Raw genomic sequence first — 18,006 nt, 5'->3', positions numbered from 1 at the left:
GTTTATTGCAGTCTTATCTCTATGGTCTTGTAGTTGCCCAGCAGCGTGCCCGGCGCGATACTCTGCGTCACCACGGCCCCCTGGCCCGAGAAACGCACGCTCAGCCCGCAATTCTCCAACAGGAACAGCGCATCCTTGAGCCCCATGCCCCGCACGTCGGGCACGCGGGTGCGTTCGCCGCCGAAGCTGCGGATTCTCACCGTGGCCAGGCTGTCGACGCGCGGCCGGCCCCAGCCGTTGCGGACGTCGGAGGTCACGTGGGGCGAAAGGTGTTCGGCCACATGGCGGATTTCCGCGATGTCGCCCCCCTTCACCTCCTGCGGATAGCGGCGCGGTCCGGAGGCCGCGGCCTGCAGGCTGCGGCCGCTGCCCCGGTTGTAGATGTAGTCGACCAGCCGCTTGACCACCGGACCCGCCAGCGGACCGCCGTAGTAGGCCTTGCCCGGCCGGGCCTTGGTCTCGATAGTGGTCAGCACCGTATAGCGCGGATTGTCGGCCGGGAAAAAGGCGACCATCGACCCCAAGTAATAGCGGTCCGACAGACGCCGGGCATCCGTAATCTGGGCCGTGCCCGTCTTGGCCGCCACCTTCAGCCGGGTCGTATCGCCGAAAAAGGCCTTGGCCGTGCCGTCGGTGCAAACGGCCTGCAAACAGCGGCGCACCTCCTGCAAGGTCCGGTCCGTGCAGACCGAACGGCGCAGGGTCTGCGTCGCGAAACGCTCCTCCACCCGGTCGCCGCGGCGCAGCTCCTTGACCAGCACGGGCGAAATCATCCGGCCGCCGTTGGCAATGGCGTTGTAGAACGTAATCATCTGTATGGGAGCCATTTGCACGCGGTATCCGTAGGCCATCTTGACCAGCATGACGCCCGGGTCGGGCACCTTCCAGTCGGTCGTAATCATCGGCGGCCGTTCGCCCAGCCGCTCCAGCCCCACGGTCTGTCCCAGCCCGAGCCGGTTGTGCAGGTAGTCGCTGTACTGCTGTTTCTTGCCCGTCGCGCCGTAGCGGTCCCAGATAGCCTGGGCGAAATAGACGTTCGACGACGCGGCCACGGCCCGGCGGAACCCGATGACATGGTCGCCGCGGTGCGAATCGCACACGTCGTCGGCGTGGCCCACCGTCACGGGCCGGCCGTCGTTGACATCGTAAGTCGTCGTCACAGGCATCCCGGCGTCGTCCAGCAGCAGCAGCATCGACGCCAGCTTGAACGTCGACCCGGGTTCCATACTGCGGCTCAGCGCGTAGTTCTCGCGCTCGGCATAGGTTCCCTCCGAAGTCCGGCCCAGGTTGGCCAGTGCCAGGATTTCGCCCGTGCGGGTCTCCATCACGATGGTCGTGCCCCACTCGGCGCCCTGTTCCTTGAGCTGCCGCCGCAGCGCCTTGTCCGCAGCATCCTGCAACTCGATGTCGAGCGTCGTTACCACGTCGAAGCCGTCCTCCGGCTCCACGTGCTCGCCCGCGACACGCCCATAGAAACCCCGCGCGATGCGCTGACGCTTCGCCTTGCCGTCGCGGCCCGAAAGCTCGGCATGGTAGGAATCCTCGATGCCGTAATTACCCTGGTCGCCCTTCTTGCCGATGGTGCGGCGCGCCAGCTCGCCCTGCGGATAAATCCGCTCGGCCGTCTCCACAAGGCGGTAGACCACCCCCATGTTCCAGTTCAGAAGCGGATAGGTCTTGAGCGTCTCCCACTCCGAATAATCCACGTCGCGGGGGAAAATCTCGACGGGCGTATGGTCGCGCAAGGTGTCGTAGACCTTGTGGCGGATGAACTCCTCGCCCCGCATGCGGTCGGTCAGCCGTGCGAACCACCCCTCCGAACGGGCGTAGAGGGTGTCGCGCGGCCGCACCAGCCGATAACGCCGCGCATGCTCTTCGCGGAAAAGCTTCCGGTATTCGGACGCCGGGCGGTCCTTGAAAAAGGCCGCCAGCAATTTGGCCAGCGAATCGCTCTGCTCGCGGTAGGTCTTCAGGGAATCGAGCCCCGGCGAAGCGAAGTCGAACGCCACCTGGTAACGGAAAATCGACGCGGCGAGCGGGTCGCCGCTGCGGGCCAGGATGCTGCCGCGCTGCGCAGGCACCGTCACCTCGGTGAAGATGCGCCCCGCGAGCCGCCGGGCGTTGTAGGCCACTTCGCCGCTGAACATCTGCACCCACACGAGCCGTGCGAGCCCGATGGCCCCCGCCGCGATGAAAAGCACATAGAGCACCCTCACACGCAGCAGAATATCGCTTTTTATCCGGGACGGTTCTTCCTTCATCATTCTTCGCCGCCGATGGTTTCGCCCGGCGCAGGCGGATCGTAAAGGGGTATGTTGCGCTGGCGCAGCCGCTCGACGATGGCCGAGTGGGTCGTGGTGCGGAAACGCTCTTCTTCGAGCCTGATGGAGCGTTCGCGCAGCTTCTGCACCTCGCGTTCGAGTTCGGTATGGCGCATGTCGAGCCGCAGGGCCATGAACATCACGAAGATGCTGGCGAACAACATGACTGCCATGCAAAGCATGTAGGGATACGACCGCGACACGCCCTCGCGCACCAGAATCGTCCCCGTGAAAAACTGCCGCACGAGGCTCGCCCTGCGGCGGCGCTCCTTGTTTTCGCGCTCCTCGGCTTCGGCGCGCTCGGCGGCTTCCCGCTCCATGTCGGCACGGATTTCCTCGTCGGCTTCGCCCCGGCCTATGCGCAGCACCTCGCGCCGCACCCTGCGGGCCAGCTCCTCGTCCTGCCTGCGGCGGGCCTCCTCTTCCGGATTCACCGGGTCGAATTCCGTATCGCGCAACATATCGTTTCGGGGTTACATGCCTGTTTTTGCAGGCTCCGCCTGCTTCTTCACCGCCGCCCGGAGCTTGGCCGACCGCGACCGCGGATTGCGGGCCAGCTCCTCGGCCGAAGGGGCCACGGCCTTGCGGGTCACCGGCTCGAACGGCGTCAGCGCCCGGCCGAAAAAGTCCTTTTCCACCTCGCCCGTGAAATTGCCGCTCCGCATGAAGTTCTTCACCAGCCGGTCCTCCAGCGAGTGGTACGAAATGACCACCAGCCGTCCTCCGGGCCGCAGTACCTTGAGGCTTTGCTCCAGCGCCATCTTGAGCGCCTCCATTTCGCCGTTGACCTCTATGCGCAGCGCCTGGAACAACTTGGTCAGGAACTTCGCTTCGTCCTTTCTGGGGGTGCAGGGCTTCACCGCTTCGACCAGCTGAGCCGTCGTCTCCAGCGCACCCGCCCCGCGCGCCCGCACGATGCAGTTGGCCGCTTTCCACGGGGTTTCGATTTCGCCCCAGTCGCCCAATATGCGGGTCAGGTCGTCCGCCGCATAGGTGTTGACCACCGCTGCGGCCGTCAGCCTGCCCCGCTGGTTCATGCGCATGTCCAAGGGAGCTTCGCCGCGGAACGAAAAACCGCGCTCCACCTCGTCGAAATGGTGCGACGACACCCCCAAGTCGGCCAATATGCCGTCGAGCTGCACCACGCCCCGCAGCCGCAGCGCCCCGCGCAGGAACCGGAAATTGCTCTCCACGAAATGAAAACGCGGGTCGTCGGGCCTGTTGGCATGGGTGTCGCGGTCCTGGTCGAACGCAAAGAGCCGCCCTCCGTCGCCCAGCTCGGCGAGAATCCGGCGCGAATGACCGCCCCCGCCGAACGTCAGGTCGGCGTAGGTCCCTTGCGGCTCTACGGCAAGCAGTTGCACGGATTCTTCGAGCAATACCGGGGTGTGGTAAGCGGACATGGGTCAGGCAGCAAAAGTCAATTTGGGTGTAAAGTTAGACAATTTCCAAAAAAGAATATTTATATTTGGCGATAATATTTTCGATTTTCGCCGCCCCGCAAGAAACGCCCGATTACGTTCGTGCGGAACGATCCGCCTTTAACCTTTCACTTTTCACCTCATAAGGACATGCCACAGATAGACATCGCCAGCGTACTCCGGCAGAAAGCGCCCGGGCTGGCCCGCAGGATTCCGCAGTTCGCAATCGACTGGCTCCGCCGCACCGTCCGCGAACGGGAAATCAACCACATTCTGGCCTCCTACTGGGACCTGCCGCCCCAGGAATTCATCCGCGCCTGCTTCCGCGAATGGCAGGTCACCTACTCGGCCATCGGGCTCGACAAGCTGGACCCCGCCGGACGCTACCTGTTCGTCGCCAACCACCCGTTCGGCGGCATGGACGGGATGATGCTCGCCGACAAGCTCACCGAACGGTTCGGCGACGCCCGGGTGGTGGTCAACGACCTGTTGATGCACGTGGAACCCCTGCGGCCGCTGTGGATTCCCGTCAACAAGCACGGGTCGCAGAACAGCGACTACGCCCGGCGCTTCGACGAAGCGTTCGTCGGCGACCTGCCGGTCCTTACGTTCCCCGCGGGGCTCTGCTCGCGCCGCATCGGGGGCCGCGTCACCGACCTCGACTGGAAACCCAACTTCATCAAAAAGGCCGTCGCATCGCAGCGGGACATCGTGCCTATCTTCGTCGAAGGGCACTTGTCGAACTTCTTCTACCGGATTGCGCAGGCACGCAAGGCGCTCGGAATCAAGGCGAACATCGAAATGCTGTGGCTGCCCGACGAAATGTTCTCGCAGTCGGGCCGCCATTTCCGGCTCGTCGTGGGCGACCCGATTCCCGTCGGGGAGCTCCAACGGTTCGGTTCGTTGCGTGAACAGACCGAGGAAGTACGCAGAAAAACCTATTTTTTGGAAAAAACGCTCGCCGCACTGCCGGATAAAAGGTAATTTTCCTATTTTTGCGCCATGCAAACACTATCCGAACAGCCCATCGCGCCACCCGTGGACCGGGCCCTGCTGCTGCAGGAGCTGACGCCCGAGCGCAAAATCCGCGATACGAAGAAAGCCGACAACGAAATCTATATTTTCGCCGCGTCCGAATGCCCGGCGCTGATGCGCGAAATCGGGCGCCTGCGCGAACTGGCGTTCCGCGGTGCCGGGGGCGGCACCGGCTGCGAAGTCGACATCGACGAGGAAGACCTCGCGGGCGACGGCTACTACCAGCTTATCGTCTGGGACCCCGCGGCCCAGGAAATCGTGGGCGGCTATCGGTTCATCGTCTGCACCTCCTCGCACCCGCGCCACCTCTCGACCGAACACTATTTCCGTTTCAGCGAGAAGTTCCGGAGGCGCTTCCTGCCCCGCACCATCGAACTGGGCCGCTCGTTCGTGCAGCCCGCCTACCAGGCCCGGCAAAACTCCAAGAGCCTCTATGCGCTGGATAATCTGTGGGACGGTCTCGGGGCGCTCATCGTGCTGAACCCCAAGGCAAAATACCTTTTCGGCAAGGTGACCATGTACACCACCTACAAGTCCGTGGCACGCAATGCGCTGATTTGGTTCCTGCGCCACTATTTCCCCGACCGCGACCGGCTGGTCGAGGGCATCCACCCGCTCCAGCTCGACTTGAACGACCCCTACTACGAACAGTTCTTCACGGGGGAGAACTACCAAGAGAACTACCGGATTCTCATTCAGAAAATCCGCGAATTCAACGAGAATATCCCGCCGCTCATCAACGCCTACATGAACCTTTCGCCCACCATGCGGGTGTTCGACACGGTTTCCAACCCCGATTTCGGCAACGTCGAGGAGACGGGCATTCTGATTACCATTCCCGACATCTACACCGAAAAGCGCGAACGCTACACCCGGTGGATCGGCTGGCGGCGCAACCTCAAGGCCCGCCGCGAGGCGTTCCGCCTGCACCTGATCGACCACATGGAACGCAGGAAAAAGAAAAAGGCCGAAGCAGGATTAAAAATGAAAAATTAAAAATCCATATAAGACGAAAAGGAGAGAGAGCTCAGGGCCCTTTCTCCTTTCTTTTTCAAACGGATTTTTCGTTTCAGTTCGACGCGGCCAGACTCGACGGGGTGACGCCCTGCGAATCGCGGGCCCAGTCGCCCCGGGCGCGCAGCACCTGCTCCACGATGTCGCGCACGGCGCCCGCGCCGCCTGCAAACTGCGACACGTAGCGCGACGCTTCGACCACCTCGGGCGCCGCATCGGCCGGGCAGACCGGAATCCCCACTTCGCGCATGCACTCCAGGTCGGGAATGTCGTCACCCATGTAGATGACGTTCGCCGGGTCGATTCCCTCGCGGCGGAAATAGTCGCGCAGGGTGGTGATCTTGTCCATGCAGTCGAGGTGGTATTCCTTGATTCCCAGCATCTTCAGCCGGTGTTCCAGCGTCCGGCCCCGGCCGCCCGATATGACGCAGACCCGGTAGCCCATCTTGATGGCATAGGCCAGCGCGTAGCCGTCCTTGGCGTTGTAGCGGCGGATGAAATCGCCCTCGGCCGTGGGCACGATGCCCCCGTCGGTCATCACACCGTCCACATCGAAGACGAAGGCTTCGGTGCGGGCTATGTCCTCCTTGAAGTTTCCCATATGTGTTGGCTTATTGTCGTGTAAATCGTTCGCAGCAGTTCGTCGTCGAGCATCGCCGCGTGGCGTTCCTGCGTCGCAAGGTCGCCCCGCACGGCCGGACCCGTCTGCACGGCGGCGGGCGATGCGGCGTCGAGGGCCTTGGCCGTCGTCTCGGCGATAAGAGGTTTCAGCAGGCCGAAATCCAGCCCTGCGGCCACCGTCAGCTCCGCACCCACAGCATACATGTGGTTCACGAAGTTGCAGACGAAGACGGCCGCAAGGTGCAGCCGCGCCCGCCGCGCCGAATCGGCCGCATGGACATGCCGCGTAATCCGCCGGGCGAGCGTTTCCAGCTCGGTTTGCAGCGCAGGCGTCGACGCTTCGATGAAGACCGGCAGGTCCGCAAAGCCGACCCGCCGCCCGCGCGTGAAAGTCTGAAGCGGATAGAACACGGCCCGCCGCGCGAACTTCGCCGGGAGCGCTTCCAGCGGCACGCACCCCGCCGTATGGGCCACCGCGGCCCGTTCCGGTATCGGCAGCGCCGCCGCCACTTCGGCCACGGCACGGTCGCTCACCGCCAGCAGGTAGAGATCGGCCTCGGCCAGCTCCTCCGGCCGGGTCGCCCAGCCGCAGCCCGCCAGCCCGGCCACTTCCTGTGCCCGGGCGGCGTTGCGTGCAAAGACCTGCACCAGCCGCAGGCCGCTGCCGGCTATCGCCCGAGCCAGCGATTCGGCCACATTGCCGCTGCCGATGATTACGATGCTATCCAATGAAAATCAAGAATTAAAAAATCCGACCGCAGTATTTCTGCAAGCAATTTCTAATTTTTCAACTTGGGTTTTTCGTTCCCCAGCAATTCGACTATCTTCACATTGTCCTTCGATTCGCGGGCACAGCGCTTGAGGTATTCCACTTCGCGGTCGATGCGCTGCAATTCGGGTGTCGGCGTCGGGACGAAACACTCCTGCCCCGACTGCTCCACGGCTTCGAGAATGCCGTAGACCGTCAGCGAAGCGATGTCGTGCGCCGGAATGTAGGCCATTTCGCGTTCGTTCTCGGTCATCGGCACCGCCAGCAGCTGCCCGGCCTGCACCAGCTGGTAAAGAACATCGTTCACGATGCGCGTCGGCAGTTCCAGCCGCTGCCGGATCGTCTCCGCCGGGATCGCTCCGCCATGACTGCGCAAATAGTCCACCACCGTCAGCATGACCGCCAGCAGGAGCTTGCGACGCTGGTCATAGCTCACCAGCAGCGATTCACGCTCCTCGCAGAAACGCGAAATATTCTGGTAGGCGAACGACAATTCGCCGCCGAACAACAGAATCTCCCACGAAGTCTGCATCCAGATAAGGAAGAGCGGCAGCGCCGCGAAACTGCCGTAGATGGCATTGTACGACGTCATCCATCGCTGCACGTACAGATAGCCCCACTGGAACAGCGCAAAGGCGGTTCCGGCCACGATGCCCGCCATCAGAGCGCTTGAGAGGCGCACCCGGGCGTTGGGAATGACCATGTAGAAGAAGGTGAACATTCCCCAGATGACCGTCACCGAAGCCAGCCGCGAAAGCAGCGTCCACTGCCAGCCGTCGCCGAAGCCGAGCAGCTGGCGGGCATAGCCGCCCAGCGCCCCCGCGATGACCCACAGAATCGGCACTATCATGACGATGGCGATGTAGTCGCTCCATTGGCGGGCGATACTGCGTTCGACCTTGACCTCCCAAATGTTGTTGAAAGCGTTCTCGATCGACCCGAACACCCGTATCACGGCCCAGAACAGCATGACCAGCGCCACGACCGCCACCACACCGCCCTGCGTGCGGGCCAGCGCCTTTTCGGCGAACGTGACGACGTAGTCGATCATCTCGGGGCTCTGCGGAAAAAGGCCGTAGAGACCCTGGACCAGCCCGTCGGCCAGCCCGAAGCCCTTGACCACGGCGAAGACCACCGCCAGAATCGGCACCAGCGACATGAGCGTGTAGAAAGTCAGCGCCGCCGAACGCACGATAGTGCCGTGCTCCAACAGCCCGCGGGCCGTGTAGAACAGCAGTTTGTACTGCTGGACCAGCCACCGCGCCACCGGACTGCGCCACTCGCTGACGTCGCGCCGGAAAATGGTGTCGGTGAAATAGGTGATTATCTGCTTGATTTTCAAAGTTCCGAATGTTTAGTATCCATGATGCAGGTTTTCCCGCCTCGGCAGCCCCCGCTCCCTACAAAAGTAGTCATTTCAGACGGACCGTCCAAAAGCGGCCGTCGATTTTCGTGAAAGCCAGCCGCACGTCGTCGCCCGGGCGCAGCCGCGTGCGGCGCATGATTTCGTCGGCCGACAGCGGGAAGTCGCGCTTGAGTATCGTCGCACCCCGGCCGCCCAGCTCGCGCCGCAGCCGCCGGGGGTCGTAGGGCTCGACGGCCTCGATTGCGAATACCTTGCCGAGCACTCCCTCGGGCTTCCGCACCGAGAACCCGAAGCCGTTGTCGCTCCAGATGTCGGCTTGTCCAGCCAGTTGAAGCCGCGCCAGCCGGGCTTTCTGCAACGCCGCATCGGGCACCGTCAGCCACGCATAGCGCTGCGGGTCGAACGTTTCAGGAAGCGGCACCGAAGCACCGGGACACGCGGTGAATTCACGGTCCGGATTGCCGAGCGCCGTGGCCGTCACGGCCGGGCCGCTGCCGTCGTCGTAGACCAGCACCTCCTTGCATTCGCCCTCCAGCGAGACCACTTCCACACGGCTCTGCGGAAAGAGCCGCAAGGCTTCGCCGACGTCGAACAGGGGCGAATTCTTCAGACACAGCCGCCCCGCGACCCGCCGGATTGCAGGCAGCAAGGCCGGAACCGAAGGCGAACAATCCTCCAGCCGCACCAGCTTGCGGCCCGTCGCCGAACGGCGGTCGGGATCGGCGTAGACCCAATCGAACCGCTCCTGCGTCCGGGCCAGGTACTCCTCGGCCGGAGCGCAGACGACCTCCACGTTCGCAACGCCCAGCCGCCGGAAATTCTCCTGCGCAATGCGGGCCAGCACGGCATCGCGTTCGAGCGTCACCACCCGGCCGAACCTGCGGCTGAGCGCCAGAGCATCGACCCCCAGCCCGCACGTAAGGTCGAGCACCGCATCGCCTGCGATGTTCTTGTGCTCCGCACAGCGTTCGCTCGACGCCTGCTCGAACGCCAGCGGCGGCAGGATGCACTGCGCGGCGGCATACGACGGCAGTTTCCGCGCCGCGCGTTGCAGATATTTGACCTGCGTGGCGACAATCCGCGCATGGGGCACCCGCGCGTCGAGCGCCACTTCCAGCGGGTCGCGGCCGCGGTTTTCCGCCACGGCACGGGTCACCGCACCGCTCACCAGCAGTTCGTATTCCTCGGGGGCAATCATACGGGCAAATGTACGTTTTTTTTCGGTTTGCACCACCACGCCGCCGTCGCACCCGCAAAAAGCAGGTAGCAGACCGCCGTTCCTCCGGCCGACAGCGTATATTCCACCGCTCCGCCCGGCAGCGACGCCACCCCGCGGGCCAGCGCGTTCAGCGCCCAGGCTGCCGCTTCGCCGACCGCAGGCACTCCCGGCACCAGCAGACCCAAAACCCCGCAGCACACCACCACGCCCGCCAGCGGGACGACCGCCGGATTGAGCAGCAGCCCCGCCACGGGAACGATGCCGAACGCATGGGAAACCAGCGGTGCCGTAGCCACCGAAGCCGCGAGCCCGACGACGAGGATTCCCGAAAGCGCATCGACCGCCCGGCGGCCCGTCCGCAGCCGTCGGCACATCGGCACAGCCCACGCAAGGATAGCCGCCACAGCCACGAACGAAAGCTGAAACCCGATGTCGCCGATCCACGCAGGATTCCACAGCAGCATGCCCAACGCCGCAGCAGCAAGGGCATTCAGCGCGACATATTCCGAACCCGACGCGACCGCCAGCTGCAGCAGCGAGCACATGACAGCCGCACGCACGGCGCTGGGCGGAAACCCCGCGGCCGCGACATAGAGCCACACGCACCCCACGGCCAGCGCATCGCGCAGCAGGTGACCCCGACGCCACAGCGTCAGCCCCCGCAGCACCCAGTTCGCCAGCAGGAAAACAAGCCCCGTATGAAGCCCCGACACGGCCAGCAGGTGCGACATGCCGCTGCGGGCATAAGCCGTCCGCAGTTCGGGCCCGATGCCGCTGCGGTCGCCCGCCGTCATGGCCCGCACCACCGCCCCGGCATCGCCGGCGCCGCAAACCCGTTTCATCCGAGCCGCCGCCAGCAGATGCAGCCCCGGACGGCTGCCGGGCACCCGTTCGACGGGTTCATAAGCCGAAAACCAAAGCGTTCCGGCCACGCCGCGGCGCACCATCAGCCGCCGATAGCTTTCCGGACCGCCCCGAAGCGGATAGATTTTGCCCATGCCGCGAATCGCACCTCCGTCGGGCAGCATCGCCGACGAATCGGCCCGCAGCAGCACCAGGTCGTCGGCCGGATGCCACCCCTCCTCCGACGGCAGGCGCCACGCCCGGACACGCCCCGAGGCCGCCACCGAACGGCTCCTCAACGAGGGCAGTTCCTCCATTTCGACCTGCCATTCGCAGAAGACCCCCGCCGGAACCGTCCGCACGGGCGCATGCAGCTGACAGGCACCCCACCCGGCGGCCACCAACAACCCTACGACCGCAGCCCACGAACGCAACAGCAGCGCCAGCGCTCCGCACAACAAAAAAGCCGCGGCGAACAACCACCACGGCACTGCGAAATACTCCGCCAGCACAATTCCCGCCGCGAACGGCACCAGCGCTTTCACCATCGGAAGGGACTTCATCGTTCGCACTCCCATGCTTTGAGATACTTGTCCTCCTTGGAGTGCATCTGCCTATTGGCGCGGGGCGTTTTGTCGCGCTGGCCGCAGAGATGCAGAAGCCCGTGGACCACCACCCGGCGCATCTCCTGCAAGCGTGTGGCGCCGTACTGCCGTGCATTGTCGGCCACGGTCTCCACGTCGATGAAGACGTCGCCCGAGACCACGCGCGAACCCTTCCGGTCGCTGTAATCGAACGTTATGACATCCGTAAAATAATCGTGCCCCAGATACTGGCGGTTCATCTCCAGCAGGCGGCGGGCCGAACAGAAGATGTAGTTCACGTCGCCCAGCGTGTAGCCCTCGCTCTCGGCCGCAGCGCGCAGCCAAGCCGCCGTGCGCCGCTTCTGCGGCAGCCGGTAGGAGCAGTCGTCGGTATAGTAGCGTATCATTTCTTGAAACAGTTTTCCGCCAGCAGACGCTGCGACGGATCGGGCGGATAGATGCCGAAAACGAGCTTGTATTCGACCTGCATCGTCAGCGCGTCGACCCCCGAACCGATGATGCCGATCTGCTGGTTGCGGGCCACTTTCTGCCCTTTCTCGACCGTGACGGCACCCAGGTTGGCATAGGAGGTGATGTATTCGCCGTGGGCGATGAAGACGTCGAACTTGTCGGTGATGCGGTTGCGCTTGATTTCCACCACCTTGCCCTCGTAGATGGAGACCACGTGCGCCCCCTTGGGACCCACGATTTCGGCCATGTTCTCGCGGTAGCGCTTCACCCGGCCCGAAGCCACCGGGAGCCGCAGGCCCGAAGTGCTCGACGAGAACGACGCGCCCGCCTTGTTGCCTTTGGTCAGCTTGCGCAGGGCGCTGATGGCCACGCTCAGCTGCTGCTGCTGTGCCACCTTGCGCTGCAGGGCCGTTTTCTCGCGCTCCGACATCCGGCGGATTTCCGACCGCGCATTGCGGGCGTCGCGTTCGAGGTCCTTCTTCTGCGTCGCCAGCTTGCGGGTCACCGCGTCGAGCGATTTCTGGCGGGCCGCCAGCTTCTCCTTCTCGGTCCGGACCTGGTCCGAAAGGGTGGTTATCTCCTCCAGCTTGCGTTCGCGCATGGCCGCGATTTCGCGCAGTGCGGCGATTCTGCGCGCCATGTCCAGGAAGTCGCGCGACGAAAAAAGATAGGTGAGGTAATTCTGGTGGCGATAGTTGCGGTACGATTCGCGCACCATCTCGGCATATTCTTCGCGGTGGCGGCGGCAAGCCGTCGTCAGGTCGCCCGCCAGCCGGTCCTTGCGCCGGATTTCTTCGCGCAGCAGCTGGGCCTGCTTCTCGGTCTCGTCCATCAGCCGGATGCGCGATTCGATTTGCCGCGCCAGCCGCCGGGCCCGCTCCTCGGTTGCGGCACGGCCTTTCTTCAGCTTGGCAATCTGCTGTTCCTCGGCCGCGATTTTCTTTTCGAGCGATGCGATGACACGCTTCTGCTCCTCGATGCGGCGGTCGTTCTGCGCCACGGCCGAACACACCGGGAACAGCAACAGGAGGGTCAGCAGAATACGGAACGGTTTCATCGGCGGGTCATTTCTTTTTGGCGGATTCCACGCGCCGGGCGATGGCCGCGGCATCGTAGCCCTTTTCGAGCGCCTTGCGCCAATAGGTTTCGGCCATGAAGCGTTCGCCCAGCGCATCGAGGATGTCGCCGTAGTGGACCAGCAGCTCCGGGCTGTTGCGGTTGTCGAGCGCCACGGCCTGCTGCATGATTTTGCGCGCCTCCTCGGTGCGGCCCAGCCGGAACAGCACCCACGCATGGGTGTCCAAGTAGGTGGGATTGTTGTCCGTCAGCGCCACGGCCCGGCTCGACATGGCGAGGGCCTTTTCGAGCTCCCGGTCCTCGACAGCCAGGAAATAGGCATAGTTGTTCAGCACCAGCGGATTGTCGGGCAGGAGCTTCAGACTGCGGTCGTAGGCCCGGAAACAGGCATCGAGCGCCCTGCGCCGGGCGGCCGCAGAACGGGCCGTCGGCGATTCGTCGGCGAATGCGGAACCCACGGCCATCTGGTGCCACGTGTCGCCCGTCAGCCCCCAGATCACCCCGCGGAGCGAATCGGTATCGGCCAGCCGCAGCGACGCCCGGTAGGCTTCGAGCGCCGGACCGTAGCGCTTGGAATAACTCAGCGCGTTGCCCTTGGCGATGTGGAAAACCGGACGGTCGGGGAAGAGCGTCAAGGCGCGGCCGACGTAAAGTTCGACCGAATCGGGCCGCCGCAGGTAAGTCTCGATGTCGATGACCGAAGTGAAGTAGTCTTCTTCGGGCGGCGTGTCGTGGGTGTGCAGCTTGTAGAGTTCGAGCGCCTGCTGCAACTGGCCCGACGCGATCAGATGGCGGGCATAGAGCTCCACGGCCTGCTTGTCGCGCGGATAGCGGATGGCCAGCATCGACGCCAGGTCGTTGAGTTGGATGTAGAATTCGCGGTAGAAACGGGTGTCGGAGGTGAACTGCCCGAAGCGCGCGACCTTGCTTGCCAGGGGCATGGCGTCGAGGGCGAACATGCGCTTGGTCACGGCCAGCATCGAACGGAAATCGCGGCGGTCGTTGTAGTAGTCCGACAGCGCCGCGAGGGTGGCGAGCGACGTCGAATTCGCTTCCAGCGCCTTGCCGTACTCGGCCAGCGCCAGCGAATCCTTGCCCGTGCGGGCGTAGAGCCCGGCCAGTACCACGCGGTTGGCGGCATCGTAGGGCGCCGCATCGACCATCGCACGGGCCTCGGCCACTGCCTTGTCGGTCTGATGGGTGGACAGCAGCAGCTGCCGCTTCATGTTGCTCAGCACCGGAATCCGCCCGAAGCGCATCTCGGCCGAATCGAGAGTGGCGATAGCCGCGAAAGGCTGGTGGCTCAACTCATAGAGCGCCGCGAGAATGCGGTAGTTGTCGGGATTCTTGGGGTCGGCCTGCCGCAGGTCGCGGAAGACCCCCAGCGCCCGGCCGTACTGTCCCGAATAGACCAGCGCCTGCCCGTAGAGCGAATGATACCACAGATTGGCCGTGTCGATGCGGTGGGCCCGGAGCGCCAGCTCGGCCGCCTCGGCAGGCGCCTTGTCGATGCGCTCCACGGCCAGCTCGTAATAAGCCGGCGCGAACGCCGAATCGACCCGGAGAGCCTCCGCGAAAAGCTCGCGCGCCCGGACCGAATCGCCCGCTATGGCGTGCTGCTTGATGCCCTCGGTATAGAGGTAGACGCTGCGCAGCGAATCGGCCCAGACGGGCGCAGGCGAGGGGCTCTTCCCGGCCGCCGAAACCGTCAGGAAGAACGCCGCACACACGAACGATATGGCTGCCGGGCGTCTCATCGCATTCAGAGCGCCTCGTCGAACTGGTGCAGGAAGCGCACGTCGTTCTCGAAATAAAGGCGCAGGTCTTTCACTCCGTATTTGAGCATGGCGATGCGTTCAATCCCCATGCCGAAGGCGAAACCCGAATACTTCTGCGGGTCGATGCCGTTAGCCTCCAGCACATTGGGGTCGACCATGCCGCATCCCATGATTTCAAGCCATCCCGTACCCTTGCAGACCGGACACCCCTTGCCGCCGCAGAGGTTGCACGACACGTCGACTTCGGCCGACGGCTCCGTAAAGGGGAAGTAGGAGGGGCGCATGCGGATAACGGCCTGCTCGCCGAAGATTTCCTTGGCGAAGTAGAGCAGCGACTGCTTCATGTCGGCGAACGACACCCCCTCGTCGATATAAAGGCCCTCGATCTGGTGGAAAATGCAGTGCGCGCGGTAGGAAATCGCCTCGTTGCGGAACACGCGGCCCGGGCAGATCACGCGAATCGGCGGTTTCTGATGCTCCATGGTCCGGACCTGGATCGACGAAGTGTGGGTCCGCAGCAGGATGTCGGGATTCTTCTCGACGAAGAACGTGTCCTGCATGTCGCGGGCCGGGTGCTCGGGCGGGAAGTTCAGCGCCGAGAAGACATGCCAGTCGTCCTCGATTTCGGGACCCTCGGCCACCGTGTAGCCCAGCCGCGAGAAGACCTCGACGATTTGGTTCCGCACCAGCGAAATGGGATGGCGCGACCCTAACTGCTGCGCCGAACCGGGCCGCGTGAGGTCGCCCGACGAAGCGGCCGTGTCGCTCACGGCGTTCTGCAGCTCCTCGCGCAGGGAACCGATGCGCGCCGTGGCTTCGTTTTTGAGCCGGTTGAGCTGCTGGCCCAACTCCCGCTTGAGTTCGGGAGCCACCGTCTTGAACTCCTCCATGAGCGCATTCAGTTCGCCTTTCTTGCCCAGAATCCGGATGCGGAATTCCTCGATTTCGGCCGCGGCCTTGGGTTTGAACTCTTCGACAAGTCGCAGAAGTTCATTGATTTTGTCGGTCATATTTTGTCAGTTTATCCTTTTTGCCTACTTTTGGCTTCCCCCGCCCTGCGGAAAGGGGCTTTAACATGCAAAGTTAGAAAAAATTTCAGATGCACCGCAAATATCTTTTTCTTCTTCTTGCCCTCCTCCCGGCGTTCGGCCCTGTCCGCGCCCAGGAGCCGGCTCCCGCGGCCGGCCGCCACGGCATAGGCGTCGTCATGAGCGGCGGCGGCGCCAAGGGGCTCTACCACATCGGCGTACTCGAAGCGCTCGAAGAACAGGGCGTGCCCATCGACTGCGTGGCGGGAACCTCGATGGGCTCCATCGTCGCGGCCATGTACGCCGCAGGCTATTCTCCGGCCGAAATGCGGGCCATCGTCTCGTCGGGCGTGGTCAAGGAGTGGGTCTCGGGGCGCATCGACCCCACCCGCTACCTCTCCTACCACCGGCAGCTGAGCCGCAAACCCTCCATCGTCAGCTTCCGGTTCGACATGAGCAAGCCCAGCGGCAAGTTCCGCGTGCCGACCAACCTGATTTCGTCCACCCAGATCGACATGGCCTTCGCCGAGCTTTTCGCCCCGGCGACGGCCGCTTCGCGGGGCGATTTCGACCGGCTGATGGTCCCGTTCCTCTGCGTGGCGAGCGACATGAACCAGCGCGTCCCGGCCGTCCTCGACAGCGGCGACCTCGGCGAAGCGGTCCGCTCGTCCATGTCCATCCCGCTGGTGTTCAAGCCCATGACCCGCGATTCGATGCTGCTCTACGACGGCGGCATCTTCGACAATTTCCCGTGGAAGCCGCTCGACGAACGGTTCCGGCCCGAATTCATCATCGGGTCGATCTGCACCAAGGGCAACGCACCCCCGAGCCCCGAAAGCAGCCTGTTCGACCAGGCGTTCATGCTGGCCATGCAGAACACCGACTACACCCTGCCCGAAGAACGCAGCGTCACCATCCGCCGGGGCATCGAGGTCGGGATGCTCGACTTCGACCAGGCCGATGCCATCATGGACACGGGCTATGCCGATGCCATGGCCGCCATGCCGCAGATTCTGGCACGCATCGGCACACGCCGCACCCCCGAGCAGAGCGCCGCCCGCCGCGAGGCTTTCCGCGCCCAATGCCCGCCGCTGATCTTCGACGACTACCGTTTCGACGGTCTCACTCCGGCACAGCGCGCCTACATCCGCGACATCATCAAGGTCGACCGCCGCACGTCGGGCGGGCAGCGCGAAATGGAGTTCGGCGAACTGCGCGACAACCTTTACAGCGTGCTGGTCGACGGCGATTTCACCATGGAATACCCGTCGGTGCGCTTCGATTCGGTCCGCGACCGCTATTCGTTCCGCACCCGGCTGGGCAACAAACCCAATTTCCGGCTCACGATCGGCGGCAACGTCTCCTCAACCCCCTTCAACCAAATCTATCTGGGAATCGACTACCAGGCCGTCGGCCGCACGGCCCAGCAGTTCGACCTCGATCTCTACCTCGGCCCGCTCTACACGTGGGGCACCGTCGGGGGCCGCACCGACTTCTACATGCGGTATCCGGTCTTTTTGGAGTATTCCTACGTCTTTTCGACCAGCAACTACGGCCATGGTTCGTTCGGCCGGCTCACCAAGGTCGACAACATCCAGTCCGTCAAGGAGGGCCAAAGTTTTCTGACCCTCGGAGCCGGAATTCCGCTCACACGCCGCAGCGTGCTGATGGTCCACGCCAACGGCGGCCGCATCAACTACCGCTACGAATCCGAACGCCAGCCCGCCGACGACACCGACCAAACGCGCTTCAACTTCCTCGGGGTCAAGGCCGAAGTAGCGCGCAACACGCTCGACAAATTCCTCTATCCGCGGCGCGGCACCGACCTTTCGTTCTCGCTCGTCTATGTCCGCGGGCTCGACAAGTTCCGGCCTTTCGAGACGCGCCGCTTCACCCAAAAACGGACCCGGCAATGGTTCGGCGGCCGCTTTTCGTGGGACGCCTATTTCGACATCCCGGCGTGCCGCTGGTTCTCGGTCGGGCTCGACATCGACGCCGTAACCACGACGCTGCCCGACTTCACCACCGATGCCGCGACCCTCATGGCGATGCCGGCCTACGCCCCGGTCTCCCACGCGCGGATGATTTACATGCCCGATTTCCAGGCCCGGCGGTTCATCGCCGGAGGAGCCATGCCCACTTTCGACATCCTGCCCAACTTCTTCTTCCGCACGGGCATCTACGCCATGTACCGCGAACGGCACGACTTCCCCACGCTCTCCGGCCGCCCGGACCGACAGTGGCACTACATCGCCGAGGCTTCGCTGGTCTACCATACGCCCATCGGCCCCGTGAGCCTCGCGCTCACCAAATACGACCTCCACGACTGGAAAAACATGTACCTGACGTTCAACCTGGGGTACCCCATCTTCGCCCCGAAAGGAACGTTTTATTAAGGTCAAAAGTGAAAGGTGAAAGGTGAAAGGTGAAAGGTGAAAGGTGAAAGGTGAAAGGTGAAA

15 protein-coding genes are annotated in these 18,006 nt (G+C 63.8%); 3 read left to right on the top strand and 12 right to left on the bottom strand.

Features of this window, described 5'->3' with window-relative positions; genetic code table 11:
- Positions 1-2 precede the first annotated feature (2 nt).
- Genes QVG21_RS03845 through rsmH form a run of 3 tightly spaced genes read right to left on the bottom strand, consistent with a single transcriptional unit; the run spans position 3 to position 3,724 of the window.
- Complete coding sequence (locus QVG21_RS03845; protein ID WP_287922624.1) at positions 3-2,261, bottom strand: PASTA domain-containing penicillin-binding protein; 2,259 nt, start codon at positions 2,259-2,261, stop codon at positions 3-5.
- A complete protein-coding gene (locus QVG21_RS03840; RefSeq protein WP_251213964.1) occupies positions 2,261-2,782 on the bottom strand; it encodes an FtsL-like putative cell division protein in 522 nt (173 codons plus the stop codon). Before QVG21_RS03840 ends, QVG21_RS03845 begins: the two co-directional genes overlap by 1 nt.
- A gap of 12 nt (positions 2,783-2,794) precedes the next feature.
- The gene (gene rsmH, locus QVG21_RS03835) at positions 2,795-3,724 is read right to left on the bottom strand and encodes a 16S rRNA (cytosine(1402)-N(4))-methyltransferase RsmH (protein ID WP_287922426.1); all 930 of its coding nucleotides are present in this window, start codon (positions 3,722-3,724) and stop codon (positions 2,795-2,797) included.
- A 168-nt stretch (positions 3,725-3,892) separates the two neighbouring features.
- Here rsmH and glsA point away from each other — a divergent pair, with 168 nt between their 5' ends.
- Together glsA and glsB are read left to right on the top strand one after the other, a co-directional pair.
- Positions 3,893-4,726 (top strand): acyltransferase, encoded by an 834-nt coding sequence (gene glsA, locus QVG21_RS03830; RefSeq protein WP_251213966.1) that lies wholly within the window; start codon positions 3,893-3,895, stop codon positions 4,724-4,726.
- 18 nt (positions 4,727-4,744) lie between these two features.
- Positions 4,745-5,773, top strand: coding sequence for a glycine N(alpha)-acyltransferase GlsB (gene glsB / locus QVG21_RS03825; RefSeq protein ID WP_287922424.1), 1,029 nt, complete (start codon positions 4,745-4,747; stop codon positions 5,771-5,773).
- A gap of 73 nt (positions 5,774-5,846) precedes the next feature.
- Here the strand turns inward: glsB and QVG21_RS03820 are convergent, their stop codons facing one another.
- The 9 genes from QVG21_RS03820 to pheS all read right to left on the bottom strand — a co-directional run bounded on the left by QVG21_RS03820 (position 5,847) and on the right by pheS (position 15,529).
- A complete protein-coding gene (locus QVG21_RS03820) occupies positions 5,847-6,392 on the bottom strand; it encodes a KdsC family phosphatase (RefSeq protein WP_287922423.1) in 546 nt (181 codons plus the stop codon).
- A complete protein-coding gene (locus QVG21_RS03815) occupies positions 6,368-7,141 on the bottom strand; it encodes a Rossmann-like and DUF2520 domain-containing protein (protein ID WP_287922421.1) in 774 nt (257 codons plus the stop codon). The genes QVG21_RS03820 and QVG21_RS03815 overlap by 25 nt, the downstream gene beginning before the upstream one ends.
- Positions 7,142-7,191: 50 nt before the next feature.
- Positions 7,192-8,523, bottom strand: a complete 1,332-nt coding sequence (locus QVG21_RS03810) for a YihY/virulence factor BrkB family protein (RefSeq protein ID WP_287922419.1) — start codon at positions 8,521-8,523, stop codon at positions 7,192-7,194.
- 70 nt (positions 8,524-8,593) lie between these two features.
- Positions 8,594-9,745 (bottom strand): THUMP-like domain-containing protein, encoded by a 1,152-nt coding sequence (locus QVG21_RS03805; protein WP_287922417.1) that lies wholly within the window; start codon positions 9,743-9,745, stop codon positions 8,594-8,596.
- Positions 9,742-11,172 (bottom strand): ComEC/Rec2 family competence protein, encoded by a 1,431-nt coding sequence (locus QVG21_RS03800; protein WP_287922415.1) that lies wholly within the window; start codon positions 11,170-11,172, stop codon positions 9,742-9,744. The genes QVG21_RS03805 and QVG21_RS03800 overlap by 4 nt, the downstream gene beginning before the upstream one ends.
- Complete coding sequence (gene ybeY / locus QVG21_RS03795; protein WP_287922413.1) at positions 11,169-11,600, bottom strand: rRNA maturation RNase YbeY; 432 nt, start codon at positions 11,598-11,600, stop codon at positions 11,169-11,171. Before ybeY ends, QVG21_RS03800 begins: the two co-directional genes overlap by 4 nt.
- Positions 11,597-12,721 carry a murein hydrolase activator EnvC family protein gene (locus tag QVG21_RS03790; protein WP_251213974.1) on the bottom strand — a complete coding sequence of 375 codons (1,125 nt, stop codon included), beginning with the start codon at positions 12,719-12,721 and terminating at the stop codon, positions 11,597-11,599. The genes ybeY and QVG21_RS03790 overlap by 4 nt, the downstream gene beginning before the upstream one ends.
- Before the next feature lie 7 nt (positions 12,722-12,728).
- Complete coding sequence (locus QVG21_RS03785; protein WP_287922412.1) at positions 12,729-14,498, bottom strand: tetratricopeptide repeat protein; 1,770 nt, start codon at positions 14,496-14,498, stop codon at positions 12,729-12,731.
- Positions 14,499-14,503: 5 nt separating this feature from the next.
- Positions 14,504-15,529, bottom strand: a complete 1,026-nt coding sequence (gene pheS / locus QVG21_RS03780; protein WP_251213976.1) for a phenylalanine--tRNA ligase subunit alpha — start codon at positions 15,527-15,529, stop codon at positions 14,504-14,506.
- An 89-nt stretch (positions 15,530-15,618) separates the two neighbouring features.
- On the opposite strand from pheS, the gene QVG21_RS03775 reads away from it, so the two are divergent.
- Entirely contained in the window at positions 15,619-17,943 is a 2,325-nt protein-coding gene (locus QVG21_RS03775) for a patatin-like phospholipase family protein (RefSeq protein WP_287922410.1), read from the top strand.
- Positions 17,944-18,006: the final 63 nt, after the last annotated feature.

Source organism: Alistipes sp. UBA6068 (assembly GCF_949428155.1).
In the GTDB taxonomy this organism is placed as follows: domain Bacteria; phylum Bacteroidota; class Bacteroidia; order Bacteroidales; family Rikenellaceae; genus Alistipes; species Alistipes muris.
Note: the sequence above shows the minus strand (reverse complement) of the source record. Positions and strands in the feature narration are given on the sequence as shown.